The organism is Sphingomonas fuzhouensis (genome assembly GCF_034659795.1).
Classification (GTDB): Bacteria; Pseudomonadota; Alphaproteobacteria; order Sphingomonadales; family Sphingomonadaceae; genus Sphingomonas; species Sphingomonas fuzhouensis.
The window spans coordinates 144,790-162,348 of sequence record NZ_JAXSQY010000002.1; the positions used below are offsets into that span (position 1 = coordinate 144,790).

A 17,559-nucleotide genomic window follows, 5' to 3' on the forward strand; every position below is an offset into this window, starting at 1 on the left:
TGCCCGTTCGGCCTTCGCTATCGCGCCTTGGGCGGCAAAGGCCATTACGACCTTTGTCGCAGTCGTGCCGACGTGTCGCCTTGCCTATTCCAATTACCCTGCCATCGATCCGTTCCGCCTGATGAGGATGACCGCCATGACGCGCCCGCTTTCCCTTGCCGTTCTGGCACTGCTCGCCGGGACCGCCGCGTCGCCCGTTTGGGCCGATCGCCCGGCCTCGGTCTTCACCCGTGCCCCCGCCGATCCGCGCGCGGTGACGGTGACGGCGCGCGGCGACGGGCGGAGCGACGATGGCGCAGCGATCCAGCAGGCAATCGACCGGGTCGCAGGCCAAGGGGGCGGCGGCATCGTCTTCCTCCCCTCGGGCCGCTATCGCCTGACCCGCACGCTTTATATGCGGCCGGGGGTGCGTCTGTTCGGGGTGGGCAAGACGCGGCCGGTCTTCGTCCTCGCCCCCAACACGCCGGGGTTCCAGCAGGGCATCGGCACCATGGTCTTCTTCACCGGCACCCTGCCGCCCGAGGCAGGCAAGACGGCACCGCCGGTCCCCGTGCCGCCGCCGACCAGCGTGCCCTTCGACAAGGGCATTGCCGACGCCAATTCGGGCACCTTCTATTCGGCGATGGCCAATGTCGATTTCGACATCGGCGCGGGCAATCCGGCCGCGACCGCCGTCCGCTTCCATACCGCACAGCACAGCTATCTGGCGCATATCGACTTCCGGTTGGGCGATGCGCTGGCGGGCATCTATCAGGTCGGCAATCTGGGGCAGGACCTGCATTTCCATGGTGGCCGCTATGGCATCCTGACCGAAAAGCCCTCGCCCGCCTGGTCCTATACGCTGCTCGATTCCACCTTCGACGGACAACGGGATGCCGCCATCCGCGAGCATGAGGCGGGGCTGACGCTGGTCAACACGGTGATCCGCAACGTGCCGGTCGGGATCGAGATCGACCGGGGCTATGGCGACTGGCTGTGGGGCAGGAATGTCCGGTTCGAACGGGTCCGCCGCGCCGGTGTCATCATCAGCAACGAGGACAATGCCTATACCCAGATCGGGTTCGAGGGCGCGACCGCGACCGACACGCCCGTTTTCGCGCATTTCCGCGACAGCGGGCGCGATGTCGCCGGACCGGGCCGCCATTACCGGGTAGGCCGCTTCACCTATGGCATGGCGGTGCCGTCGCTGGGGCAGACCGGCGATTATGCAACGACGTTCGATGCCGCGCCGCGGTCGGGCGCGCCACGGTCCCCCGCGCCCGCGATCCGCGCGCTGCCGCCGGTGTCCACCTGGACCAATGTCCGCGCCCTTGGCGCCAAGGGCGACGACGCGACCGACGATACCGCCACATTGCAAAGGGCGATCGACACGCACCGCGTCCTGTATTTCCCCGCCGGTTTCTACCGAGTCAGCTACAGCTTGCGCCTGCGCCCCGACAGCGTGCTGATCGGCCTGCACCCCAGCCTGACCCAGATCGTCCTGACCGACGACAGCCCGGCCTTTCGGGGCGTCGGCAGCGCCAAGGGGCTGATCGAAAGCGCCAAGGGCGGTGACGCCGTCATTTCGGGCCTGGGTCTGGCGGCGGGCGGACGCAATCCGCGTGCCGCCGCGCTGCTGTGGCGTGCGGGCGAGGCCTCGCTGGTCGACGACGTCAAGTTCCAGGGCGGTCACGGCACCTTCCGGGCCGATGGCAGCCGCTTCGATCCCTATAATGCCGATCACACCGGCGATCCCGACCCGACGCAGCGCTGGGATGGTCATTATCCCAGCCTGTTGGTCACGGACGGTGGCGGCGGCACGTTCAACGGGTTGTGGACACCCGATACCTATGCCTCGGCCGGAATGATGGTGTCGAACACCGACACGCCGGGCCATGTCTATCAGCTATCCGCCGAGCATCATCGCCGGGCCGAGATCGTGCTCGACAAGGTGGCGCATTGGGAGTTCCTGGCTCCCCAGACCGAGGAGGAAGCGGGCGAGAGCCGGGATGCCGTCGCCTTCGAGATACGCAATGCGCGTGACGTGCTGTTCGCCAATCTCCATGCCTATCGCGTCACCCGGTCGCTGCAACCCGCGCGCGCCGCGATCACGCTCTATGGCGACAACGCGCTTCGTTTCCGCAACGTCCATGTGAATGCCGAGAGCGGCTTTGCGACCTGCCAGGCGGATGGTTGCGGCACCTATCTGCGCGCCAGCAAATATCCCTATGAGAATGCCATCCGCGACATGACCCGCGCCGCCGAAGTGCGCGAGCGCGAGTTCGCGACGCTGGACGTCACGCCCGCCGCCCTGCCCGCCCCCTCGCCGACCCTGGCGCCGGTGCGTCGTCTGGCCGACGGCTTTTATTCGCTGGGCGGCGGTGCGACGGACGCGAACGGCAAGCTCTATTTCGTCGACCGTTATTTTCAGCGTATCCATGGCTGGAGCGAGGCGGAGGGCCTGTCGGTGGTGTCCGACGCACCGCTCGATCCGGTCAATCTGGCGGTCGATGGCGCGGGCAAGCTGATGGTGCTGTCCTCGGCGGGGCCGGCGGCGACGGTCTACAGCATCGACCCCAAGGCCCCCGCCGCCGTCACCCTGCTATCGCCGACCACTGCAACGCCGCCGGGCGCGCGGATCGTGCTGCCCGGCAGCCTGTGGGACAATGGCGAGTTTCGCGATCAATATGATCCGGCCACCGACCACTTCACGACGCTGGCCGAAATGTTCGCCCGCGATGTCGCCATTCCCAAGCCGACATCCTATGTCGCCCCTGATGGCAGCATCGCCCTGCCCGCCTTCCGCGTGTGGCAGCAGGGGCCGACCGACCATCGCGGCTGGCGCTTTTCCGACACGCTAGACACCTATGGCTTCATCACCGGCCGCCCCGGCACGCGGATCGCGATCGCCAACGGGTCGGAGGACCGCACCTATACCGGACTCCTCGGAGCGGGCGGCGCGCTGACCGATCTGAAGCCCTTCGCCAGTCGCGGGGGCGAGAGCGTCGTCACCGGGCCGGACGGGCGCGTCTATATCGCGAACGGCCAGGTCTTCGTCTATGATGCAGGCGGTCGTACGCTGGGGCGGATCGACGTGCCCGAGCGTCCGCTGCAACTGGTCTTCGGCGGTGCGGAAGGGCGGACGCTGTTCATCCTGACCCATCATAGCCTTTACGCGGCGCAGCCCTGAAATCCGCCGATACCGACTATGGTCGTAGATGCCCCCTGCCTTTCCTCAGGTTAAGGTAGGGGACAACGGAGGAATCACCGGCAAACGGCGCGTGCTCCGATAGGCGAGTGAGGGGATGGATCAATGAACATGGGCAAGCGCCGCGCGGGCGTCACGACAAAATCCGGTAACGCTACCAGCATCATGGCGCTGGCGTTGACGCTGATCGCCAGTCCCGCGCTGGCTCAGCCTTTGCAGCAGACCGGCTCGCCCGATCCATCCACCTCCCCCACCGAAGAGACGCAGGCCGCCCCCAGCGCCAAGGACATCATCGTCACCGGCACGCGCATCACCGCCAATGGCTATAACGCCCCCACCCCGACCACGGTGATCGGCGAAGAACAAATTCAGCAGAATGCGCAGCCCAATATCTTCAACACGGTCGCGCAACTGCCCTCGCTGCAGGGATCGACCGGCGCGACGACCGGCACCTTCAGCACGTCGAGCGGGCAACAGGGCCTCAGTTCCTTCTCGCTGCGCGGCCTGGGTACGATCCGCACCCTGACCTTGCTCGACGGGCAGCGGGTGGTCGGCGCGAACGTGACGGGCGTTCCCGATATCAGCCAGTTCCCGCAACTGCTCATCAAGCGGGTCGATGTCGTCACCGGCGGCGCCTCGGCCTCCTGGGGGTCGGATGCGGTCGGCGGCGTCATCAACTTCATCACCGATACCCGCTTCACCGGGTTCAAGGGCAATCTTCAGACCGGCGTCACCACGTACGGCGATGACGGACAGGTACTGGCCCAGGCGGCGTTCGGCAAGGCGCTGGCGGGCGACCGGCTGCATGTCATCGTCAGCGGCGAATATGCCAAGGATCAGGGCGTCGGGCCGGGCAATTTCGGCGAGGATCTGGCCGGTAGCCGCGACTGGTATCGCGCGACGACGCTGGTCGATACCGGCATCCGCAATGGCAGCACCCCGCAATTCCTCTATCGCGACCATGGCCAGGCCTATCAATACACCAAATACGGCCTCATCAGCGCCGGGCCGCTTCAGGGCACCGCGTTCGACGCCAATGGCAATCCCTTCCCTTTCCAATATGGATCGAACGGGGTGCCCGCGAAGAATGCGGCGGGCAATGTCATCGGTTGCTATGTCGGCTTCTGCGTCGGCGGCGACCAGTCGGGCCATGTCGGATCGGGCACCTCGCTGCAATCGGCGCTGGAGCGGATCAACGGCTATACCCGGATCGGCTATGACATCGCGCCCGACATGGAGCTGTATGTCACCGCCAATATCGCGCAGGTGAAGACCAGCAACCAGCCCAATCCGGGTGCGGCCAAGACGGGGCTGACCATCCAATGCTCCAACCCCTATCTGCCGCAATCCATCCAGCAGCAATGCGCCGCCAACGGCATCACCCAGTTCAGCTATGGCCTGAGCAACGCGATCCTGCCCAACATCAAGGTCAATACCGACCGCCGCCAGTATCGCTTCGTCGGCGGGTTGAAGGGCAAGGCCGATGTGCTGGGCGGCAGCTGGACCTATGACATCTATTACGAGCATGGCATCAACGTCACCGATATCGATGTCGACAATATCAGCCTGACCGGACGCTATAATCAGGCGATCAATGCGACGACGCTGAACGGCCAGATCGTCTGTGCCAATGCGGCCGCGCGGGCCAGCGGGTGCCAGCCGATCAACATCTTCGGCGGCGCGACGCCCTCAGCGGCGGCACTCGCCTATATCGTGCCCGCCAACGGCCCGTTCCAGCATACCCGCCAGACCCAGGACGTGGCGGCGGGCAGCATCTCGGGCAATCTGATCGACCTGTGGGCCGGGCCGCTCTCGATCGCGACCGGCATCGAATACCGGCGCGAAGCCTATCGCGTGAACGCCGATCCTTACGGCGCGGGCGTATCCGACATCAGCCCCAATTCGGCGGCGTACCCGGCCGACCCGTTCCTGAACTCGACCACCGGCAGCAACTGGTATGCGGGCAATTACAAGAACGGATCGGGCAAATACGACGTCTATGAGAGCTTCCTGGAGCTCAACCTGCCGATCCTGAATTCGGAAGCGCTCGGCCGTGCCAATCTGAACGCGGCGGGCCGTGCCACGCATTACTCCACCTCAGGCGCGGTCTATGCGTGGAAGGTCGGCGGCACCTGGGACACGCCGCTCGACGGATTCCGCCTGCGCGCCGTCACCTCGCGCGACGTGCGTGCGCCCAACCTGTCCGAGCTGTTCGCCGCCCCCACCACGACGACGGTGCCCAACTTCACCGATCCGTTCCGCAATACCCAGGTGCTCATCATCCAGAACACGCTGGGCAACCCCAATCTACGCCCCGAAATCGCGCGCAGCACCGAGGCGGGCGTCGTCCTGTCCCGGCCGAGCTGGGCACCGGGGCTGAGCCTGTCCTTCGACTATTACACGATCAAGGTGAACGACGTCGTCTCCAGCCTGTCGGCGGCGCAGATCGTCAATCTCTGCTTCCAGGGCAATACCGAGACGTGCGGGGCGTTCAACCTTCAGAACACGGCCGGGCCCAATTTCGTCAACGTCCAGGCGTTCAACCTCGCCTCGATCAAGACCAGCGGTTTCGATATCGAGGGCAGCTATCAGTGGCGCAATCCGCTGGGGCTGAACGGCAATCTGACGCTGCGGGCGCTCGCCACGCATGTCATCAAGTTCGTCACCGATCCCGGCCTGCCCGGCACCATTCCGGTCGACAGCGCCGGGGCCAATTCGGGCGCGACGCCGGACTGGAAGTGGCTGGCGATCCAGAGCTACGACACCGACAAGTTCAGCCTGCTCATCCAGGAACGCTGGTTCAGCGACGGCGTGATCGGTCACCAATATGTCGTCTGTTCGACCAACTGCCCGGTCTCGACCGGCAACAATCCGACGATCGACCGCAACTTCATGAAGGGCGCCTTCTACCTCGATATCGGCGGTTCGCTGAACGTGACGCCCGCGGTCAGCATGTTCTTCAAGGTCGACAATCTGCTCAACCGCGATCCCGAGCCCTCGCCGCAAACGAACACCGGCCTCGACGTCAATCCGGCGCTCTACGACACACTGGGCCGCTTCTACCGGATCGGCCTGCGCGCCAAATTCTGATCGCCGGACGGGCGCAGCGTCTTTCCCCCGCGCTTGCGTCGCTGGCCATAGTCCGGTCGGCGGAAAACCCTTCCGCCGACCGGTTTTTTTTGCCTCACCCGCCTTAACGCCACGCCCTGACGCCCAGGATCGCCAGCCCGCCCGCGATCGTGACCATCGCCAGCGCGATGAGGACGCGGCCGAAATCCTGCGGTGTGGCGAAGGTCCAGGTCAGGGCGGCGCCCAGAAAGGTCGGCAGGGTGTTGGTCAGGTTGAACAGCCCCAGGTCGCGCCCGCGATGACGCGGATCGGGCAACAACTGAAAGCTCAGGCCCGAATGGAGCGCAACGAACACCGACGATCCGGCGGTATAAAGGATGAAGGCCGCCGCCCCCGCCGCGCGGCTTTGTGCCAAGGCCATCGCGAACAGCCCGAGCGCCGCGACCAGCGCCGCCAGCAGCAACACATATTGCCGCCGCTCCGCCCGGTCGGCCAGCCGCCCGAAAATGAGTGCCAGCGGAAGCGGCACGATGAAGGCGAAGGTGAAGAGTTGCCCGATCCAGCGCGGCAGATCGGCCTGCTCCGCCGATGGCACGATCGTCTCGAAATAATAGAGAAGGTAGAATTGGGTCGCGACCGCCGCGACCTGGATCAACAGGCGCGACAGCCCGGCGATCCAGAAGTCACGCCGGGGCGGGCGTGAGGAGACGACGGGCAGGTCGTCCATCGCCACCGCAAGACGCCCGCGCGTCAGGACCAGCGGCAGGACGCACAGCAGGATGACGAGCAGCACCATCGCCAGCCGGGCCCGCTCCCCCAGCATCGCCTCGCCCACCAGCCAGGCCGACAGCGCCGAGGCGGCCGGATTGCCCAGCGCCAGCAGGCCGCCCGCCAGCCCACGCTTCGCATCGGGGATTTCCTCGGCCATGATCGCCATCAGGGGGGCGAGCAGCGCATTGACCGCGAACTGAAAGCCCAGGATCGCCGCGACGAGCGTGGCGGACGTCGACGCCATGCCGATCGCGGCATAGCTGGCGGCAATGCCGACCAGTCCGATCGCCATCCAGCCGCGCCTGCCGCCGCCCGCCCGTCGCGAACGATCGCTCAGCCAGCCGAACAGGATATTGGCCCCACTGGCGACGACCGCGCCCGCCACTGCGATCAGCGACAGGAGCGCGATCCGGCCGTCCGCGCTGATCGCCTCCACCTTCAGTGGCACCAACAGGGTCAGCAACGGCAGATAGGCGATCACCCCGCCGATATTGGCCAGCGCGAACAGCCCCAGCGGAAGGGGTGCGCGCGGCGGAGCCGGATCGGGGCCAGATGGGGACATGCCCCACCCTGCCCCCGATCGTCCCGCCGGGCAACGTCCCCGGCGGGATGCTTAGGGCTTCATCGTCTGCGGCGTGACCATGGTGGTCGTGACCATCGCCCGGTCGGCGGCGTCATGCGCCACCGCAACGCGGTATGGCCCGCCCGCGATCCGCCAGCCCGGCAGGCTGGTGTCATAGTCGGCCAGGATGCGCGGCTCGGCGGTCAGGGTGATGCGGCGCGTCTCGCCCGGCTTCAACGCCACCCGCTGGAACGCAGCCAGACGCATCGGCGCGTCGCCGCCATCGCGCGCGATATAGATTTGCGGCACGTCCGACCCTTCACGCTGGCCGGTATTCACCACATCGACGGTGACGCGGATCGTCTTGCCCCCGGTGACGACCGGATTGCGATAGGCGAAGCTGGTATAGCTGAGCCCATGGCCGAAGGGGAAAAGCGGTTTCAGCCCCTTTTTCTCATACCAGCGATAGCCGACATCCGCGCCCTCGACATAATCGACCGGGAAGCTTTGCAGCGTCTTGCCCGACGACGCGGCCGGATTGGCCGCCGCGGCCGCCTCCAGCTCGGTGAGGCGGTCCAGCCCGACCGGGCGCGGGCGCGGCGGTTGCGAGGCATCGGCCGGGAAAGTGATCGGCAGACGGCCCGAGGGATCGACCTGTCCGGTCAGGATCGCGGCGATCGCCTCACCTCCGCGCTGGCCCGGATACCAGGCCTGGACCACGGCGGGCACCTTGGCGATCCAGGGCATCAGCACCGGGCCGCCGGTTTCCATCACCGCGACCGTCCTGGGCTGGACGGCGGCGATGGCGGCGATCAGCGCGTCCTGCTGGTTGGGCAGGCGCAGGTCGGGCACGTCATCGGCCTCCGTCGTCCACTGGGTCGCAAAGAAGATCGCGAGGTCCGCATCCTTCGCCGCCGCGACGGTGGCGTTCAGGTTGCGCCCGTCCATCCATTGCACCTCGACACCCGGCAGCGCCTTGCGCAGCGCGTTCAACGGCGAGGAGGCGTGATAGGTGATCCGCGCGAACGAGGCCGACCCGCCATAGGCCAGCGGAATCTCCACCGGTGCCCCGCCGACCGAGCGGACCTGCGACGATCCGCCGCCCGACAACACGCCGACATCGGCATTGCCGCCGATCACAACGATGCGCTTGGCGGTGCGCGCGATGGGCAGCAGATTGCCGTCATTCTTGAGAAGGACGATGCCCGCTTCGGCCGCCCGCTGCGCCACCTCGGCATGGGCAGCGTAATCAGGCGTCACCGCCTGGGGCGGCATGGCCGTGTCATAGGCGCCCGTCTCGATCAGGCCGGTCAGATAGCGCGCGACCATATCGTTCAGCCGCGCCTCGGACACGTCGCCCCTGGCCACCGCCTCGGCGAGCGGCGCGCCGAAATAGACGTCCTTGTCCAGCTCCTGCCCGGATTCCTGGTCCAGACCCGCATTGGCGGCCTTCACCGTCGAATGCACCGCGCCCCAGTCGCTCATCACCCAGCCGGGATAGCCCCAGTCACGCTTCAGCACATCGGTCAGCAGGTGGTGGTTCTCGCACGCCCAGTCGCCGTTGATCTTGTTATAAGCGCACATGACCGAGCCGGGTCGCCCCTGCTCGATCGCGATCTGAAAGGCGAGCAGGTCGCTCATCCGAAGTGCCGCCTCGCCGATCCGGGCGTCCAGGATGTTGCGGCCAGTTTCCTGGGCATTGAGCACATAATGCTTGATCGTCGAGACGATGCGGTTCGACTGGACGCCCGCGATATGGGCGCCGCCCAGCGTGCCCGCCAGCAGCGGGTCCTCGCCCAGATATTCGAAATTGCGCCCGTTCCACGGGTCGCGGGTCAGGTTGACGCCGCCCGCCAGCAGCACGTTGAACCGCTTGTCGCGCGCCTCCGCGCCGATCATCGCGCCGCCCGCCCGCGCGATGGCGGGATCGAAGCTGGCCGCCGTGGCCAGGCCGGAGGGCAGCGCGGTGGCGACATCGCCGACCCGCTGTTCGACCTGATTGGCGACGCCCAGCGAGGCGTCGCTTTCGCGGACCAGCGGCACGCCCAGCCGGGGAATGCCGTCGATATGCCCGGCCGAAGGGATCAGTTCGTTGGTCGTCTTGCCCGCCGCCATCGGCGGGAACAGGCCATGGACCAGCGCGATCTTTTCCGCGCGGGTCAGCTTCGCGACGATCCGGTCGGCGCGGGCGCGTGCCGCCTTGGCGGAGGATGCAGCCTTGACCTGGGTCTTCGTCTGCGCCTGCGCCACCGTGCCTGCGCCCGCACCGCCCATGACCAGCGCGATCATCGCCAGACTGCTCGCCAACTTGCCCTTGTTCACTGTCATCCTCCCTGTATCGGCCGCGCTTCTACCGGCTTGTTGCTGTCAGACAAGCATATCCGGAGAACGTTCACAATCATTCGATTTCAATGACAAGTCGCTCTTGACACCATCATGGCTTTGCGAGAGTGAACGTTCTCAAGAGCGCGGCAAACCGCGCCCGTTTCAAAAGGGGAGGTTTTTATGCGTAGCGTTCGTGCGCGCCTGCTATCCAATTTCGCCATCGGTGTTTCCACGGTTGCCCTGACCCTTCCTGCCGCCGCGCTGGCGCAGGATGCGGCCGCCACCATGGGCAATCCGGGCCCGGCCCAGACCGATCCCAACGCCCCCGCCACCGGCCCGGCCGATCCCGCACAGGGGCAGGGCGATATCGTCGTCACCGGCATCCGCGCCTCGCTGCGCCAGTCGATTGACATCAAGCGCAATGCGCAGGGCGTGGTCGACGCGATCAGCGCCGAGGAAATGGGCAAGTTCCCCGACACCAACCTGGCGGAATCGCTCCAGCGTATTACCGGCGTGTCGATCGACCGGTCGAACGGCGAAGGCCAGTTCGTCACCGTGCGCGGGTTCGGCCCCGAATATAACCTGGTGACGCTCAACGGCCGCCAGATGCCGACCGCCGCGATCGGCGACGGCAACAGCGCACCGGGTTCGCGCTCGTTCGACTTCGCCAACCTCGCCTCGGAAGGCGTCGCCGCGCTGGAGGTCTACAAATCCGGGCGCGCCACGGTTCCGTCGGGCGGCATCGGCTCGACGATCAACATCCGCACGCCCCGCCCCTTCGACAAGCCGGGCCTGCGCGGCTCGGTCGCGGCGCGCGGCGTCCTCGACACCTCGCAGAACGGCGGCAAGCAGATCACGCCGGAAGTGTCGGGCATCATCTCCGACACCTTTGCCGACGACCGGATCGGCGTCCTGATCACCGGTGCCTATCAGCGCCGCAACTTCAGCCAGAACCAGGCCAATGTCGGCTGGCGCGACGGCTATCTGGGCTCGGAGAATAATTGGGGTTCGCTGGCGCAACCGGGCGACCCGCGTTACGCCAACATCACCAACCGCCCCGGCCCCAATGACGTCTATCAGGTGCCGCAGAACGCCAGCTACAACATCGTCAACGGACGGCGCGAGCGGATCAACGGGCAGGCCGTCCTGCAATTCCGCCCGACCGACGATCTGACCGCGACCGTCGACTATACCTATTCGCAGAACACTTTCGACATTCGCGACAACAATGTCGGCATCTGGTATAATCACAACGACACATCGAGCGCCTGGACCGACGGCCCGGTGGCAGGCCCGATCTTCTATACCGAACGCTTCACTGCCGCCGAGGCCAAGGATCTGGCCTATTCGGCGTCGCAGACCTCGACGCGCAGCGTCAACAAGTCGCTGGGCGGCAATTTGACGTGGAAGGCGCCGGGCGGCGTCACCCTGTCGATCGACGCGCATCACTCGACCGCCGTGTCCAAGCCCGACAATCCTTACGGCAACAGCAATTCGGTCGGCACCGCGATCTTCGGGGTGCAGAGCCAGACGGTCAATTTCGACAACAAGCTGCCCGTCATCTCGTTCGCGATGCAGCCGGGGGTCGACCCGCTCAACGCCGCGAACATCGTCCCCACGGGCAGCGCGTTCCGCAATTCCTATTTCCGCGACGAGATCAACCAGGTCCAGTTCCGGGGCCATTATGACCATGAGCAGGGCTTCATGGACAGCCTGGACTGGGGCTTCGACTATACCGACAACAAGGTCCGATCGGCCTATAGCGTGCTGCAGAACGACACCTGGGGCGGCACCGGCGGCGACAGCGCGGCCCAGCGTGCGGCGGCCGCGGCGCTGATCCCCGACGATCTGTTCAAGCTGATCAGCGTGCCGGACAAATTCTCGGGCATCAACGGCGCAGGCGATCCGGCGATGGTCAAGTCCTTCTACGGCTTCGACCTGCCGACCATGGTGTCGCTGCTCGACAAGGCGTATAATATCTGCGGCGGCAACGGCCAGTGCCTGATCCCGTACAACACGGACTCGCGCATCCGCGAAAAGACCGTCGCGCCCTATGTCCAGTTCAACGGCAAGATGGACCTGTTCTCGCGCCCCGCGCACCTGATCGCAGGCCTGCGGTTCGAGAATACGGATGTGTCGGCGTCGGCGCTGGTGCCGACCCCGGTCGGCGCACGCCAGAATTCGCAGAACGAGTTCAACGTGCTGTTCTCGGGCAGCGGCTTTACGACCTTCAAGGGCAGCTACCAAAACTGGCTCCCCTCGATCGACTTCGACTTCCAGCCGCTGGAAAACGTCAAGCTGCGCGCATCGTACAGCCACACCATCACCCGCGCCGATTATGGCAGCCTGCAAGGCGGGCGGCAAATCGATCAGCTCTTCCGCATCGGCGGCGGCACCGGCAAGGTCGGCAACCCCAACCTGATCCCGTACAAGTCGAAGAATATCGACCTGTCGGCGGAGTGGTATTACAAGTCCGACAGCTACATCTCGGTCGGCTTCTTCCACAAGGTGGTGTCGAACTATATCGGCCAGACCCAGCGCAACCTGACCATTCCGGGGATCACCACGCCGGTCACGACCTTTGGCGGGACGACGCAATATGGCCCGCGTTACCAGGCGGCGGTCAATGTGCTGGGTGCGAACGCGACCTTTGCCGATATCCGCAACTATATCGCCACCAACTTCCCCGGCGGCGTGGTCAACGGCACGATCGTCGCACAACCCAATGATCCGCTGGCCAATTTCGTCGTGACGACGCCGTTCAACAGCGACCAGACCGCGACCGTCAACGGTGCCGAATTCGCGATCCAGCATAATTTCTGGGATACCGGTTTCGGCACGATCCTGAATTACACGATCGTCCGGGGCAATCGCGACTATAACAACACCCTGCCCGCCAGCGTGTCGCAGTTCGCGATCACCGGCCTGTCGGACAGCGCGAACGCCGTGCTGTTCTACGACAAGTTCGGTATCCAGGCGCGGGCGGCCTATAACTGGCGCAAGGGCTATCTGGCGGGGGCGGGCATCAACCCGGTCTATGTCAACACCTATGGCCAGCTCGACGCCAGCGCCAGCTATGCGCTGACCCCGAAGATCGCGATCTTTGCCGAGGGCATCAACCTGCTGGGCGAAAACCGCAGCGGGCATCTGCGCTCGGATCGCAACATCAACTTCGTCACGAAACAGGATGCGCGCTATTCGGCGGGCGTACGCTTCACCTTCTGACGATGTCGGATCGGCCGGTTTTCCCCGCGGGGAAAGCTGGCCTTTTCGGACCGGCGGCGGCATCCTGACGGATATGGGCGTGCCGCCTGCCCTCCCCTCTCGTGCCGCGATCGGAAAGACACAGCCCATGACCCGCCATGCGATCCTGACCCCGGAGGCGCATCGCGACCTGCGCATCCTCGACCGGCATGACGCGGCGCTTGGCGATGCACAGATGTGCTGCATCACCGTGCCGTCCGAGTTTCGCGCGGTGCAGGCCGAATATCCCATCCTGTTCCGTCTGACCGCCGAGCGCGACCGGTTCCACGCGCTCGCCATGTTCGGGTTCGAAAATGGCGAGAATCTGTACCTGACCGATCGCGGCTGGGACGCGCGCTATCGTCCGCTGGCGATGGCGATCCAGCCCTTCCTCATCGGCGGCGGCCCCGACGATCACAGTGCCAAGCAGGTCCATGTCGATCTGGACTCCCCGCGCATCGCCAGCGGCGACGAAGGCCTGCGCGTCTTCGACCAGCATGGCCGCCCGACCGCGTATCTGAACCGGATCGCCGAGCAACTGGGCGATCTCGATCAGGGGTATCGCGAGGCGACGGACTTCTTCGCGGCGCTCCAGCGTTACGACCTGCTGGAGCCGTTCACGCTGGAAGTCACGCTGGACGATGGATCGACCAACCGGCTGGTCGGCTTCCACATCATCGCGGAGGAACGGCTGGCCTCGCTCGACGGTGCGGTAATGGCCGAGCTTCACGCCGCCGGGTATCTGGAGCCCATCTATATGGCGATCGCCTCGCTGACCCAGTGGAGCGGCCTGATCGCGCGGCGCAACCGGCGGATGGCGCATGGCTGACGACGGTTCGGGGCCGCTGTCCGCGCTGCCCCCGGTGCCCGAAATCGCGGTTGCCGATACGGCGGCGCTGGACGCGGCGCTGCGGCGGCATGACCGCCCCTTCGTCATCCGGGGCCTCGCCGCCGACTGGCCGCTGGTGCAGGCGGGGCGGCGCTCGGCCGGGGCCGCGCAAGGCTATCTGCTCGATCATCATCGCGACCGGCCCTTCACCGTCTCGGTCGGCGTGCCGGGCAGCGGCGGGCGGCTGTTCTATGACGATGCGATGGCGATGAACTTCCGGATGATGGAGGCCAAACTCCCGGAAATCTTCACCCGCATCGCCGAATTTGCGGGCAAGCCCGAGGCGCCGTCCATCTATCTTGCCTCGATCGACATGCACCAATATTTCGACGGGCTGCACCAGGCGAACCATATCGATCTGGGCGACCGCGAATTGCTGTCGAGCATCTGGATCGGCACCCGCACCCGGATCGCCGCGCATAACGACGTGCCGCACAATCTGGCGGTCTGCGCGGTCGGCCGCCGCCGCTTCACCATTTTCCCGCGCGAACAGTTCCGCAACCTCTATCTCGGCCCGGTCGACAACACGCCCGCCGGTCGCGCGGTCAGCATGGTCGATTTCCACGCCCCCGATCTCGGCCGCCATCCCCGTTTCACCGAGGCGCTGGCGACGGCACAGGTCGCCGAACTGGAACCGGGCGACGCGGTCTATATCCCTGCGCTCTGGTGGCATCATGTCGAGGGGACCGAGGATTTCAACGTGCTGGTCAATTACTGGTGGCGCGACGCCCCCCGCTGGATGGGCCAGCCCCAGGAAGCCCTGAACCACGCGATGATGACGATCCGCGACCTGCCCGCCGACCAGAAGGCGCATTGGCGTGACATGTTCGACCATTATGTCTTCGCCAATGACGAGAGTGTCGTTGCGCATATCCCGGAGGGCGGGCGCGGCATCCTGGACCCGATGACCCCGGAACTAGCCAGCCGCATCCGCTCCTTCCTGCTGCGGACGCTCAGCCGATGAGCGCGCCACGCCGGATCGTCATCGCCGGGGGCGGCACCGCCGGTTGGATGGCCGCCGCCGCCTTTGCCCGCACGCTGGGCCGGGCGGTGACGGTGACGCTGGTGGAATCGGACACGATCGGCACGATCGGCGTCGGCGAGTCCACCATCCCGCCGATCATCACCTTCAACCGGCTGCTCGGCATCAACGAGGCCGAGTTCATGGCCGCGACCCAGGCGACCTTCAAGCTGGGCATCCAGTTCGACGGCTGGAAAGGCCACGAGGACCGGTATTTCCACTCCTTCGGCCTGACCGGCAAGGATCATTGGGCGGCGGGCTTCCAGCATTTCTGGCTCGACGGCCGCGCGCGCGGGCATGACGCGCCCTATGACGACTATTGCCTGGAACTGGTCGCCGCGCGCGAGGGCAAGTTCGCGCATCTGCCCGACGAGCGGATGAACTATGCCTATCAGCTGGACTCGACGCTCTACGGCCGTTTCCTGCGTCGCATGGCGGAGGGCGACGGCGCGACGCGGATCGAGGGGCGGATCGCGCAGGTCGATCTGGACGGCGAGACGGGCGACATCGCCGCGCTGGTCCTCGACGATGGACAGCGGATCGAGGGCGACCTGTTCCTCGACTGCACCGGCTTTCGCGCGCTGTTAATCGAACGGGCGCTGCATGTCGGGTTCGACGACTGGAGCCACTATCTGCCCTGCGATGCCGCCGTCGCGGTGCAGACCGAAAGCGTGCGGCCGCCCGTGCCCTTCACCCGCGCCATCGCGCATGAGGCGGGGTGGCAATGGCGCATCCCCCTGCAACACCGGGCGGGCAACGGCATCGTCTATTGCAGCCGCTATATGGATCACGACGCGGCGCGCGAGACGCTGCTGTCCACCATCGAGGGCAAGGTGCTGACCGAGCCCAATATGCTTCGCTTCCAGACCGGCGCGCGGCGCAAGCAATGGCATCGCAACTGCATCGCCATCGGCCTGTCGGGCGGGTTCATGGAGCCGCTGGAGTCGACCAGCATCCACCTGATCCAACGGGCGATCCTGCGGCTGATCCGCCTGCTTCCCGGCGGTCCGATCAGCGCGCACGACATCGCCGAGTTCAACGATCAGCAGATGACCGACATGCTGCAGATCCGCGACTTCCTGATCCTGCACTACAAGGTGCACGAACGGCGCGACAGCGCCTTCTGGCGGCAATGCGCCGATATGGAGATACCGGACAGCCTGGCGCACAAGATCGCGCTGTTCCGCGAAACGGGGCGCGTCTTCCGCCGCAACGACGAACTCTTCGCCGAGAATAGCTGGGTGCAGGTGATGATGGGTCAGGGCATCACGCCCGAAAGCCATCACCCGATCACCGCGCGCCTGTCGGACGAGGAACTGGCCAAGCTGCTGTCCACGCTGCGTCAGAATGTCGCGACGACGGTGCGCGGCCTGCCGCCCCATGCCGACTATGTCGCGCGGCATTGCGGCACGGCCGCCTGACCGTCCATGGCCCCGCGTCGCCGCCAGTCCGTCACCATCCGCCACGTCGCGGCCGATGCGGGCGTGTCGCTCCAGACCGTCAGCCGCGTCATCAACAAGGAGCCTAATGTCCGCCCCGAAATGATGGCGCGGGTGCAGGCCTCGATCGCCAGGCTCGGCTATGTCCCCTCGATCGCGGCGCAGCGCATGGGCGGATCGCGATCCTATCTCATCATCGCGCTCAACGATCGCGAACGGACCATCGCCGACTGGCGCAATCGGCAGGGCACCGACTGGGTCGACCAGATGATGCTGGGCGGCATGCTGACCTGTGCCGAACATGGCTATCGCCTGATCGTCGAGCTGGTCGACACGCATAGCGATCATATCGAGCGCGAGCTGCTGGGCGCGATTGCCGCCTTGCAGCCCGATGGCGTGATCCTGACCCCGCCCCATTCGGAAAACCCGCTCATCACCCAGTTGCTGGAGGCGCATGGGATCAGCTTTGCCCGGATCGGATCGCTGAAGCCCGGCGGCGGCTTCGCACTGGCGATCGATGACGAGGGCGCGGCGCGGCTGGCGACCGATCACCTCGCCGCACTCGGGCATCGCCGGATCGGCTTCATCGCCGGGCCGGATGACTATGAACTCAGCGGCTGGCGGGTTCAGGGCTGGCGCACATCCATGGCGGCGGCGGGACTGAGTTGCGATCGCCTGCTCGCACAGGGCGACTTCAGCTTCGCCTCGGGCCGTGCCGCCGCCATCGCGCTGTTCGACGGCGCCCCTGCCCCGACCGCGATCATCGCCAGCAACGACCAGATGGCGCTGGCGACACTGGAACTGGCGCGCGAGCGCGACCTCGACGTGCCCGGCGATCTGTCGCTGATCAGCTTCGACGATACGCCTATCGTACGCTTCGTCCACCCTGCGCTGACCGCCGTGGTACAGCCGATCGCCGCCGTCACCGCCCGCGCGGTCGAGCTGATCATCGCCGAACGGTCCGGGCAGGACGCGCCGACCGGCCCTGTCATCCTGCCCGCCGAACTGGCGATCCGCGCCTCGACCAGCCCACCCCGTTCTGGGGACGCCTAA

General features: G+C 66.2%; 9 protein-coding genes. 7 read left to right on the forward strand and 2 right to left on the reverse strand.

Annotation, left to right across the window (positions count from 1 at the left end; translation table 11 throughout):
* Nucleotides 1-127 precede the first annotated feature (127 nt).
* Together U1H82_RS05420 and U1H82_RS05425 are read left to right on the forward strand one after the other, a co-directional pair.
* Nucleotides 128-3,169 (forward strand): glycosyl hydrolase family 28-related protein, encoded by a 3,042-nt coding sequence (locus U1H82_RS05420; protein WP_375339508.1) that lies wholly within the window; start codon nt 128-130, stop codon nt 3,167-3,169.
* A gap of 129 nt (nt 3,170-3,298) precedes the next feature.
* Nucleotides 3,299-6,277 carry a TonB-dependent receptor plug domain-containing protein gene (locus U1H82_RS05425; RefSeq protein WP_322963910.1) on the forward strand — a complete coding sequence of 993 codons (2,979 nt, stop codon included), beginning with the start codon at nt 3,299-3,301 and terminating at the stop codon, nt 6,275-6,277.
* Nucleotides 6,278-6,380: 103 nt separating this feature from the next.
* Here the strand turns inward: U1H82_RS05425 and U1H82_RS05430 are convergent, their stop codons facing one another.
* Both U1H82_RS05430 and U1H82_RS05435 read right to left on the reverse strand, forming a co-directional pair.
* Nucleotides 6,381-7,589, reverse strand: coding sequence for an MFS transporter (locus U1H82_RS05430; protein ID WP_322963911.1), 1,209 nt, complete (start codon nt 7,587-7,589; stop codon nt 6,381-6,383).
* A 51-nt stretch (nt 7,590-7,640) separates the two neighbouring features.
* Nucleotides 7,641-9,917, reverse strand: coding sequence for a beta-glucosidase (locus tag U1H82_RS05435; protein ID WP_322963912.1), 2,277 nt, complete (start codon nt 9,915-9,917; stop codon nt 7,641-7,643).
* A gap of 177 nt (nt 9,918-10,094) precedes the next feature.
* Here U1H82_RS05435 and U1H82_RS05440 point away from each other — a divergent pair, with 177 nt between their 5' ends.
* From U1H82_RS05440 to U1H82_RS05460, 5 genes are all read left to right on the forward strand, one after another.
* Nucleotides 10,095-13,139 (forward strand): TonB-dependent receptor, encoded by a 3,045-nt coding sequence (locus U1H82_RS05440; protein ID WP_322963913.1) that lies wholly within the window; start codon nt 10,095-10,097, stop codon nt 13,137-13,139.
* A 127-nt stretch (nt 13,140-13,266) separates the two neighbouring features.
* Nucleotides 13,267-13,986, forward strand: coding sequence for a SapC family protein (locus tag U1H82_RS05445; RefSeq protein WP_322963914.1), 720 nt, complete (start codon nt 13,267-13,269; stop codon nt 13,984-13,986).
* Nucleotides 13,979-15,010 carry a cupin-like domain-containing protein gene (locus U1H82_RS05450; protein ID WP_322963915.1) on the forward strand — a complete coding sequence of 344 codons (1,032 nt, stop codon included), beginning with the start codon at nt 13,979-13,981 and terminating at the stop codon, nt 15,008-15,010. The genes U1H82_RS05445 and U1H82_RS05450 overlap by 8 nt, the downstream gene beginning before the upstream one ends.
* Nucleotides 15,007-16,488: a tryptophan halogenase family protein gene (locus U1H82_RS05455; RefSeq protein WP_322963916.1), complete on the forward strand. Its 1,482-nt coding sequence runs from the start codon at nt 15,007-15,009 to the stop codon at nt 16,486-16,488. Before U1H82_RS05450 ends, U1H82_RS05455 begins: the two co-directional genes overlap by 4 nt.
* Nucleotides 16,489-16,494: 6 nt before the next feature.
* Nucleotides 16,495-17,559 (forward strand): LacI family DNA-binding transcriptional regulator, encoded by a 1,065-nt coding sequence (locus U1H82_RS05460; protein WP_322963917.1) that lies wholly within the window; start codon nt 16,495-16,497, stop codon nt 17,557-17,559.